Here is a 9,526-nt window from a genome sequence, read left to right as displayed (position 1 = left end):
GCGCCTAGGTCCTGTCCCACCAGGCCAGCACCCGCAGCGCGCGGGCCGTGTTGAGGCGGCTGGCTCCCGGCGGCTCGAGCGGGAACCACTGTTTGCCCGGGTAGGCCGAGTAGGTCGACCAGCGCCCGCCCCGCCGCGCCCGCCGGACGACGTCCACGGCGTCGGCCAGGCGCTCGTCGGGCTCGCCGGTGTCGGCGAAGTACTCGAGACCGCGCAGGACGTCGAAGTGCCATTCCGGGAACGCCGGGAACTTCGTGCTGCCGCGGATCGCGACGGCGCCCGTGCGGTGCGAGCGGTAGAGGCGGTGGTCGAGGAAGAACTCCCGACCGCGCCGGGAGGGCGGCTCGGCCGCGCGGCCGGCGGCGGCCAGCGCCTCCAGCGCCATGACGCTCGTGTGGAAGGAGCTGTGCCGGGCGCGGTCGCCGCGGGCGGCGCAGTTCCAGCCGCCGTCGTCCTGCTGCTGGTCGAGCAGGAAGGCGACCGCGTCGTCGACCCGCGCGTCGCGGTAACCGAAGGCGCGGGAGACCCGCACCAGCATCGCGACCACGCAGGTCTCCGCGACGCGCTTGCGGTCCTGCCATTCCCACAGCCGCGCGCATCCCCGCAGCGCCGCCGGCTGGCCCGGGGGCAGACCGAGCCAGAGCAGATGCAGCAGCGTGTACGTGGTGGAGGTCCACTTCGGCGTGTAGACCCCGCCGCCCCAGTTGCCGTCGGCCGACTGCTCGGCCAGCAGGCGGGCGCCCCAGCCCAGCTCGGCGACCCGGGCACGTTCCCGGGTCACCTCCGGCTCGCCGGCGCCGGTCAGGTCACGCAGGACACGCCAGCGGACCGCCGGGTCGCCGTCGAGCAGCCACGCGCGCAGCTCGTCGTCGATGCGTCCAGGCTAGGTCCTATCCGGTGGATCAGTGCGAGCCGAGACGGAGTCCAGGCGTCGTCTGGTGGTGGCCCGGACCTAAGCCTTGTGTCGTTGGGCGGTGACCAGCGCGGCCAGGCCGGTGGTGACCGGGACCGCGGCGACCAGGCCGATCGTGCCGACCACGCTGCGGACGATCTCGTCCACGATGAACTCGCTGGTGAGGATCGTGCCGGCCGACTGGCCACCGATGATGACCAGGAGCAGCAACGGGAGGGACGCGCCCGCGTACGCCAGGACGATGGTGTTGACCGTCGAGGCGATGTGCGCCCGGCCGATGCGGGTCGCGGAGCGGTAGAGGCCCCTGGCGCCGAGCGACGGGTTCGCGGCGGCCAGCTCGCCGACCGTCGCCGCCTGGGTGACCGTGACGTCGTCGAGCACGCCGAGCGTGCCGATCACGATGCCGGCCAGGAGCAGGCCGCGGGGGTCGATCTCGCCCAGGAAGACCGCCAGGAGGCCGGTGTCCTCGCTGCCGAAGCCGGTCAGGTGCAGGGCTTCCGTCGCCGCAACCGCCAGGCCGCCGGTCAGCGTCAGGCTGACCAACGTGCCGAGGACGGCTACCGATGTCTGCACGCTGAATCCGTGCGTCAGGTAGAGGACCGCGAACATGATGGCGGCGGCACCGACGATGGCGACCAGGAGCGGCGGCTTGCCGACCGCGATCGCCGGCAGGATGAAGGCCAGCAGGATCGCAAAGCTGACACCGAGCCCCACGAGAGCGGCCAGGCCCTGCCAGCGCCCGAACGCCACGATGACCAGCGCGAAGAGGCCGAGCAGGATCCAGAGTTGCAGGCCGCGCTGGTGGTCGAGGACGGCGTACTGCGGTGGTCCGCCGGGCGCCTCGTTGTCGCCCACGATGATCTTGTCGCCGGGCTCGACCACCGGGGAGCCGGGGCCTTCCGGGATCGTCGCGGTCACCGTCTGGCCCGACTGCGGCCCGCTGGTCAACCGGACCGTCACCGACCCGCACTGGCGCGACGTGCGCTGCGTGCACGGCTGCGGCTGCACGGCGGTCACGGTCGCGTCGCGCCGCGCCGGCTGGTCGGTGGCGATGGTCTGGGGGCCGGTGTACGGCCAGAGCACGGCGAGCCCGATCACGGTGAGGGTCGCAAGCGGAACCAGAATCCAGGCCATGATCCACCGCGTACGCGACGGAGCCGGCCCCACCGGTCCGTGCGCGTGTGCCATGCGGTCGAGGCTAGATCGGACTCACCCTTTATGTCTGGTTTATTCGAGTGTCCAGGTTGTCCGCAGCGGGTTGACCCACGGCGCCCCGCGTGTCGCCATGGTGGGATGACCGTCGACGCCGTCAGCCTGGCCGGCGTCGCGGCGATCGGCTTCGCGTCGGCGTTCCAGCCGTTCACGCCGGTGGAGGTCTATCTCGTCGGGGTCATCGCGACCACGAGCCTGGCCCCGGTGCCGGCCGGCCTGGTCGCCGCCGCGGGCCAGACCGCCGGCAAGGCGGTCATCTTCCTGGCCACCCGCGGCCTGCTCCGCGGGGCACTCCTGCGCCGCATCGTGGAGCGGCAACGGGACCGCGAGCCCACCCGCCGGTCGGCCTTCCGCGACCGGATGGGTTCCTTGGTCGCGCTCCTGGACCGCCCGCGCTACGCGGCGCTCCTTCTGTCCGCGAGCGCGGTCACGGGCATCCCCCCACTGATCGCGGCGACGGTCTACGTCGCCCGCACGCCGATGTCGCTGCCGACCTTCGCCGCCCTCTGCCTCGTCGGCCGCTGCATCCGGTTCGTCGTGGTCGCACTGGCCCCGACGCTGGTGCTGCCACCATGACGCGCCGGCTCGCGACCCTGCCGCCGCTCCGTCGTAATCGCCCCGGCCCCGGGGCTGCCGCCACGACGCGGCGGCTCGCGACGCTGCCGCTGCCTCCTCGTGGTCGCGCCGGTCCCGGCCGTGGTGCTGCCGCCATGACGCGCCGCCTCGCGACGCTGCTGCTGCTCCTCCTCGCCGTCGGCTGCGCCTCGCCGCCGGAGCAGAGCCTGGCCGCGGACGGGGTCATCGGGTGCGCGGAGGTGGCGGCGTGGGGCCGAATCGAGTCGGTGACGCCCGACGATGGCCGCCTCCGCGTGACACTGCGACCGGAACGCTGGCTGACGGCGCAGCCGGCCGGGCCCACCGTGGAGTTCCGCGCCGACGACCCGGCGGTCGAGGCCAACGCGCCAGCCTGGCGGGTCGGCGACGAGGGCCTGCTGATCCTCAGCGCGGCCGCACCGCCCGCGCTCTATCCCGCCGACGCCGGCGCGGACCTGGAGGACGCCTGGCGCAAGGCCGTCGCCCGACGGCCGTCCGATTGCCCCTAGCCACCGGCCGCCGGCAGCGTCGACCGGCGACGGTCGCCGACGCGTCCGGCGGCAGGCCGCGCTCCGCCGCGACCGGGCGTCAGCGCCCCGCCTCGTCGCGAGCGCCGAAACGGATGCCGGTGCCCGTGCAGCGATTCACGGCGATTGACTTTGATGTATGCGTCGTGCCACGCTGGGCCCGCGTTGCGGGAGTGATGTGGTGGAACGGGAGCGTGGGCGGCTTCCGGCCTCGACTCCTGGAGATCTCATGCGCCTCGTTCGACTCCTGGCGGCCGCGTTGATCGCGCTCGCCGCCGTGATCGTCGTCGTCCTACCCTCTTCGCCCGCCGCCGCGCACGGCAGCGTGATCAATCCCGCCTCGCGCAACTACGGCTGTTGGGAACGGTGGGGTTCCCGTTTCCAGGCGCCGGAGATGGCGACCGAGGACCCGATGTGCTGGCAGGCCTGGCAGGCCAACCCGAACGCCATGTGGAACTGGAACGGCCTCTACCGCGAGAACCTCGGCGGCAACCACCAGGGCAACGTCCCCGACGGCCAACTCTGCAGCGGCGGCCGCGCCGAGGGTGGTCGCTACAACGCGATGGACACCGTCGGCAACTGGCGGCCCACGAACGTCGGCACCTCGTTCTCGTTGCGCCTGCAGGACCAGGCGAGCCACGGCGCCGACTACATCAGGGTGTACGTGACCCGCGCCGGCTACGACCCCACCACCCAACCGTTGCGGTGGAGCGACCTGACCCTGGTCAACCAGATCGGCAACACCCCGGCGTCCCAGTGGCAGCCGGCCCCGCAGGGCGTGCAGATCGACATCCCGGTCAGCGTGCCGGGTCGCACCGGCCGCGCGATGTTCTACACGATCTGGCAGGCCAGCCACATGGACCAGTCCTACTACTTCTGCAGCGACGTGAACTTCGGCGGCTCGGGCGGCAACCCCACGAACCCGCCCACGAACCCGCCGACGAACCAGCCCACCAACCCGCCGACCACGCCGCCCACCACGCCGCCGGCCGGGCCGGGTAGCTGCACCGCGACCTACTCCCAGGTGGGTTCCTGGTCGGGCGGCTTCCAGGCCGACGTCCGCGTCACCGCCGGCACGGCGGCCATCCGAAGCTGGACGGTCACGCTGACCTTCGGCGGCGGCCAGCAGGTCGCCCAGGTCTGGAACGCCAGCGCCACCACGAGCGGCTCGACGGCGACGGTCCGCAACGCCGCCTACAACGGTGCCCTGAACGCCGGTGCCAGCACCACGTTCGGCTTCCTCGGCTCCGGCACGAGCGGCACACCGACCCTGTCCTGCACCGCGACGACCTGACGACAGGCACCCGCGTACGCGTCGGCACCGTTTACTTCGGACGGTGCCGCCGCGTGGCCCCGAGCTGTAGAGTTCGACCAATGTCGACGGACAGTGGCAGCGGCAGCGCCTTCGCCGGCCAGGTGCGGGCGCTGGCGAGCGCCGGCCGGCTCGACCTGGTCGACCTCGACCCGCAGGTGCTCCGCCTCGAGCCCGACGAGATCAGCGCGTACGCCGTGGAGGCGACCAACGCCGCACTGGCCGGCTCGATCCCCCGCGCACCCGACGACGCGGCGCTCGACCCGGCCGCCCTCGACGCCGCGCTGCGGCCGGCCATCGAGTCGGGCGCCGCGATGATGCGTACCGTCTCCGACTCTCTCGCCGAGGTCATGTTCCGGCTGCGCGAGCGCACCGGCATGGACGGCGACCCGGGCACCCACGGGTTCGCCGCCCTGCTGGACGAGACGAGCGACCTGCTGCGGATCGCCCGCGGCACGATGCCGGCGGAGCACGAGCAGACGTTCGACGGGGGCCTGGTCGTCGCCACGGTGGCGGCCGGGCCGCGCGTGGTGGCGCTGGACATCCGCGACCGGACGGACGGCCTCGGCGCGGAGATCCTGGTGGCGGTCAACAGCGCTCTCGACGAGCTCGCCGACGCGGCCCGCGACCTCGCGCCGACCGATCGGCTCGACGCGCGGGTACGCGAGCTCCAGGACGCGAGCCTCGCACATATGAACGTTTACACCGGTGCGCTACGTACCTTGCTGGGCAGCATCTCAGGTCCCCCGGCACGGGAACGGAGCGACGATGAGTGACCTCGACGTGAATTCGGGCGGCATACGCCGGTCAGGCTCGGGCGTGGGCTCCTCGGCCGAGGAGATGGCCCGGCGGTTCACGGCCTTCCAGACGGAGCTCGCCACGCACGGGCAGCCGTGGGGCAACGACGACCTCGGCTCGCTGATCGGCGCCGCGTACGAGACGGTCCGTGAGGTCGCGATGGACTGCATCATCGACAACCTGGAGGGCCTCGCCGGCGACGGGTCCGGGCTGCTGGAGGTGGCCGACACCTACGACGCGGCCGACGAGACGATCGAGGCGGACGGCCGGGCGTTCGGCGAGCGGCTGGCCTGAGCGATGGGACTGCAGCTGCCCGGCGAGCTGACCTCGCTGCTCGCGACGCTCGGCTACACCTGGCCCGAGGCCGACGAGACCAAGCTCTTCGAGCTGGGCCAGACCTGGCTCCGGTTCGGCGGCGCGATGCCCGGCGACCTCCAGGCCGCCCACGCGTACGCCCGGCAGGTCTGGACCACCAACACCGGCGAGGCGATCGAGGCGTTCGAGCGGGCCTGGTCGCACCCGGAGTCCTTCTCGACGAACCTCGACGACGCGGGCGTAGCGGCCTCGATCGTCGGCGCGGCCCTCATCGCCTGCGCCGGCATCGTCGTAGCCCTGAAAAGCAACATCATCATCCAGTTGGTCCTGCTGGCCATCCAGATCATCCAGGCGATAGCCGCGGCGGCGATCACCTTCGGCGCCTCCCTCCTGGCGATCCCAGCCTTCAAACAGCTGACAGGCCTGTTCCTGAACCAACTCACGAACCTGGCCACCCAGGCAGTCCTCAATGGCTAAACGCGGCCACGCCGGCCTCTTCGAGCCGGCCCTCCGCTGGATGCGGAAGAAGGTCAAGGCGAGCGGAAAGCACCACCACGTCTACCGCGGCGAGGTCCGCAGCAGCCGACGCACCGGCCTGCGCGGCACGGGCTGGCACCACCGCTTCATGGGCCAGGACCCACCGGACCGCAAGGTCATCCGGATCACCAGCCGCGGCATCGGCGGCACCTACACGGCCGACGTGGCGATGCGCGGCGGGACGACGAAGAACACGTGGTACATCAAACCGGGCGGCAGCTCGTTCTTCCCGGACAACTGGACCCCGCAACGAGTGAACCGCGCGATCAGAGAGGCCTACGCGAACAGCACCCCGGTCCCGAACACGAACAACCGCCGCTGGCGCGGCGTCAGCAACGGCCTCCTCATCGAAGGCTCCTACAGCCGCAAATCCAAGACCTGGGACTCAGCATGGCCAATAGTCCAGCCGCTCTAACCTTCCACCGCGACGCCCACGGCGGCCCCGCCTTCACAGCACAAGACGACACCTACAGCGCCCTAGGATCCATGCTCACAGGCGACATCCAAAACGTCCAAACCTGGGCCGAAACCCTCCTGGCCTACATAGACGACGTAGAGTCCGGCCGCTCAGAACATGAATCCTGGCAAGGCAACTCGTGGGAAGTAGAGATCACCAAATCAGGAGTACACCTCCAAGACCTCTACTCAGACGACTGGACAGGCACCCACACGCTGAAAGAGGCCCGCACGGCCCTACAGGACTACCTGAGCTTCCTCAACCGCGCGCCGTAACCACCGACCGCAACCACCCACCGCGGGGCCTCCGGGGGCTCGGCCCCCGGAGCGGAATAACAAGTGGCCCCGGTCCGCGGTGTCTGCGGACAGGGGCCACGTGCCACTTGTGGAGGTGCCGGGAATCGAACCCGGGTCCTTCGGCGTGTTGTCAGGGCTTCTCCGAGCGCAGCTCGCTATGTCCTTACTCGGCCCCACCGATCACACGAGCGAGTCGGTGAGACGGGCCCAGTCGCTGATTGATCTCGCCGCGCGGCCCCCGCGACCGGGGCCGGTTGGCCAGCCTTCTAGCTGATGCCGGCTAGCTGGGTCGAAGGCGATCCCAGGCCGACAAGTTCGCTACCCGCCTCAGGCGGCGAGGGCGAACTGAGCGCGATTCTGCTTGGCGCTTTTTGTTTTCCAACGACCGATTATCGAGACGACGTTGGCTTCCTCGGCTCGCTTCCCCTGTCGCTACGGACGAAGTCGAAACCAGTCACCCCCTCGTGCTGCGCCTGCCGCAGCCACTACAGATTAACGTGCCCCGCCAGTCGTTTCTTCCCCTGGGCGAAACCGCCCAAGATGGGACGAATCACGTCATGCCCTTGCCGCGCCGGCCGGCCGCCCGCTGGATCTCCCGGTCGGCGTCCCGCTTGGCCAGGTCCTGCCGCTTGTCGTAGGACTTCTTGCCCCGCGCCAGGCCCAACTCGACCTTGGCCCACCCGTCGTTGAAGTAGACCGACAGCGGCACCAGGGTCACGCCGTCGTCCTTGAGCTTGCCCAGCAACCGGTCGATCTCGAGCCGGTTGAGCAGCAGCTTGCGGGTGCGGCGCGGCTCGTGGTTGGTCCACGTGCCCTGGGTGTATTCCGGGATGTGCATCCCGTAGAGAAATATCTCGCGGCCCTTCTCCTGGGCGAACGCGTCGACCAACGACGCCCGGCCCGCGCGCAGCGACTTGACCTCGGTGCCGGTCAGCGCCATCCCCGCCTCGTAGGTGTCGAGGATGGCGTAGTCGTGTCGGGCCCGGCGATTGGACGCGACGACCTTGCGGCCTTTTTCCCGCGGCACGACCTCGACCTCTTTCGCTCGGACAACTGTGCAATGCTACCCGCCGGTCGCGCCGTCGACATCCGGGTTTCGCGCGACGAAACGGGCCCGCGCCACCAGGACGCGGGCCCGCTGCGAGAGTCGGAGCTAACAGAGACAGGGCCGCAGGTACGGCAGTGGGTTCACCGGATCGCCGTTGAGCCGGACCTCGAAGTGCAGGTGGTCGCCGGTCGACGCGCCGGTCGTACCCACGCGCCCGATGATCTGTCCACGATCCACCTGTTGTCCTTCGTGTACGAGGATCTCGGACTGGTGTCCGTAGCAGGTCGACATCGACTTGCCCTGGTGGCGACCGTGGCTGAGGCACGTGTAGTTGCCGTAGCCGCCGTTCCAGCCCGCCATGATCACCTTGCCCGCCGCAGCGGCGCGGATCGCCGTGCCACCACCGGCCGCCAGGTCGACCCCCGCGTGCAGTTGCCAGACGCGGTAGTACGGGTCGAACCGGTTGCCGAAGTCGCTCGACTTGAAACCGTGCACCGGCGTGAACAGCCGCCCCGCGGACAGCCTGGCCTCCGCCGCCGCCCGCTGCTTGGCCTCCCACGCCTTGAGCGCCGCCGTGATCTTGGCAGCCTCCGCCTTGGCCTCCTTGTACTTCTCGAGGCTCGCGGCCCGCTCCTCCTGGGCCACCCCGAGCGCCTCCTCCTTCTGCCGGACGAGTTGCGCGACCTCGCGTACCGCGTCCTCGGCCCGGTCCTCGGCGTCCGACGCCTCGTCGAGCGCGGCGTCCGCGTGCAGCATCGCCTCGTCGGCCGCGACGCGGGCCACCGTGGCGTTGTTCTCCTCCAGGCGGGCCACGGCGAGCACGTCGATGTAGCTGCGGACCGTCCGCTCCTGGTCGGCGACCACCCGGTCGACGAAGCGCAACCGGTAGAGCGCCTCGCTCGGGCTGCCCGAGTCCATCAGCAGGTTGAGGTTGGCGATCCCACTGCCCTTGTACGCGGAGGCGGCCAGCGCCCCGATCCGCTCCTGGGCGGCGCGGCGCTCGCGGTCGGCCGCCGCGAACCGCTTCTGCGCGGCCGCGATCGCCGCCTGCGCGTCCTCGGCCTTCCGCTGCGCCGTCTCCGCCTGCACCTGCGCGGCGACGACCTGGCCCTTGCTCTCGATCACCAACTCCTCCGCGGCCGGCATCTTCGCCGACGCCGCGGCCACCTGGCGGGCCGCGGCCCGGGCCCGGTCGGTGGCGCCTTCCAGGATCGACGACGCCCGGGCCACCTCGGCGTCGATCCGCTTCTTGTCGTCCCTCGGGTCGGCTCGCGCGGCGCCGGCCGGCTGGATCGCGGCCACCACGACCGCGGCCAGCAGCACCGCCACCAGCTTCGGAATTTTCCTGCGATAGGAGTACATCTCGCACCCTTCACCCGCACGTGGACTTGACGCTACCCACGTCACAAAGGACACAAGACGGATTCCCGATAACAGGGAACACAGCGAAAGCGCCCGCCACGCCGCTCTCGCGGCATGACGGGCGCCTCGTACGTACCCGCTAAAGCGCTAGACCC

Annotated in this window: 11 protein-coding genes and 1 other RNA gene; 7 read left to right on the top strand and 5 right to left on the bottom strand. The window is 71.0% G+C overall.

From position 1 onward, the window contains the following. Positions 1 to 4: 4 nt before the first annotated feature. The gene (locus Asi02nite_RS40025) at positions 5 to 781 is read right to left on the bottom strand and encodes a hypothetical protein (protein WP_203719274.1); all 777 of its coding nucleotides are present in this window, start codon (positions 779 to 781) and stop codon (positions 5 to 7) included. A gap of 171 nt (positions 782 to 952) precedes the next feature. Further along, positions 953 to 2,101 carry a YibE/F family protein gene (locus Asi02nite_RS40020; protein WP_203719273.1) on the bottom strand — a complete coding sequence of 383 codons (1,149 nt, stop codon included), beginning with the start codon at positions 2,099 to 2,101 and terminating at the stop codon, positions 953 to 955. 105 nt (positions 2,102 to 2,206) lie between these two features. On the opposite strand from Asi02nite_RS40020, the gene Asi02nite_RS40015 reads away from it, so the two are divergent. The 7 genes from Asi02nite_RS40015 to Asi02nite_RS39985 all read left to right on the top strand — a co-directional run bounded on the left by Asi02nite_RS40015 (position 2,207) and on the right by Asi02nite_RS39985 (position 6,623). Further along, on the top strand, positions 2,207 to 2,701 hold the full coding sequence (locus Asi02nite_RS40015; RefSeq protein WP_203719272.1) for a YqaA family protein: 495 nt from the start codon (positions 2,207 to 2,209) through the stop codon (positions 2,699 to 2,701). Positions 2,702 to 2,835: 134 nt separating this feature from the next. Continuing rightward, positions 2,836 to 3,228, top strand: a complete 393-nt coding sequence (locus Asi02nite_RS40010) for a hypothetical protein (protein ID WP_203719271.1) — start codon at positions 2,836 to 2,838, stop codon at positions 3,226 to 3,228. A 247-nt stretch (positions 3,229 to 3,475) separates the two neighbouring features. Continuing rightward, positions 3,476 to 4,540 (top strand): lytic polysaccharide monooxygenase auxiliary activity family 9 protein, encoded by a 1,065-nt coding sequence (locus Asi02nite_RS40005; protein WP_203719270.1) that lies wholly within the window; start codon positions 3,476 to 3,478, stop codon positions 4,538 to 4,540. An 80-nt stretch (positions 4,541 to 4,620) separates the two neighbouring features. Then, positions 4,621 to 5,334 (top strand): hypothetical protein, encoded by a 714-nt coding sequence (locus tag Asi02nite_RS40000; RefSeq protein ID WP_203719269.1) that lies wholly within the window; start codon positions 4,621 to 4,623, stop codon positions 5,332 to 5,334. Then, positions 5,327 to 5,650, top strand: coding sequence for a hypothetical protein (locus Asi02nite_RS39995; RefSeq protein ID WP_203719268.1), 324 nt, complete (start codon positions 5,327 to 5,329; stop codon positions 5,648 to 5,650). Before Asi02nite_RS40000 ends, Asi02nite_RS39995 begins: the two co-directional genes overlap by 8 nt. A gap of 3 nt (positions 5,651 to 5,653) precedes the next feature. After that, positions 5,654 to 6,148 carry a WXG100-like domain-containing protein gene (locus Asi02nite_RS39990; protein WP_203719267.1) on the top strand — a complete coding sequence of 165 codons (495 nt, stop codon included), beginning with the start codon at positions 5,654 to 5,656 and terminating at the stop codon, positions 6,146 to 6,148. Then, a complete protein-coding gene (locus tag Asi02nite_RS39985) occupies positions 6,141 to 6,623 on the top strand; it encodes an EndoU domain-containing protein (RefSeq protein WP_203719266.1) in 483 nt (160 codons plus the stop codon). The genes Asi02nite_RS39990 and Asi02nite_RS39985 overlap by 8 nt, the downstream gene beginning before the upstream one ends. A gap of 424 nt (positions 6,624 to 7,047) precedes the next feature. Here Asi02nite_RS39985 and ssrA read toward each other — a convergent pair. From ssrA to Asi02nite_RS39970, 3 genes are all read right to left on the bottom strand, one after another. Then, positions 7,048 to 7,423: a transfer-messenger RNA gene (ssrA, locus tag Asi02nite_RS39980) on the bottom strand. Between the two features lie 88 nt (positions 7,424 to 7,511). Further along, positions 7,512 to 7,988 carry an SsrA-binding protein SmpB gene (gene smpB, locus Asi02nite_RS39975; RefSeq protein ID WP_203719265.1) on the bottom strand — a complete coding sequence of 159 codons (477 nt, stop codon included), beginning with the start codon at positions 7,986 to 7,988 and terminating at the stop codon, positions 7,512 to 7,514. Between the two features lie 126 nt (positions 7,989 to 8,114). Next, a complete protein-coding gene (locus Asi02nite_RS39970) occupies positions 8,115 to 9,371 on the bottom strand; it encodes a M23 family metallopeptidase (protein WP_203719264.1) in 1,257 nt (418 codons plus the stop codon). Positions 9,372 to 9,526: the final 155 nt, after the last annotated feature.

Origin of the sequence: Asanoa siamensis (genome assembly GCF_016862555.1) — a bacterium.
Classification (GTDB): Bacteria; Actinomycetota; Actinomycetes; order Mycobacteriales; family Micromonosporaceae; genus Asanoa; species Asanoa siamensis.
Note: the sequence above shows the minus strand (reverse complement) of the source record. Positions and strands in the feature narration are given on the sequence as shown.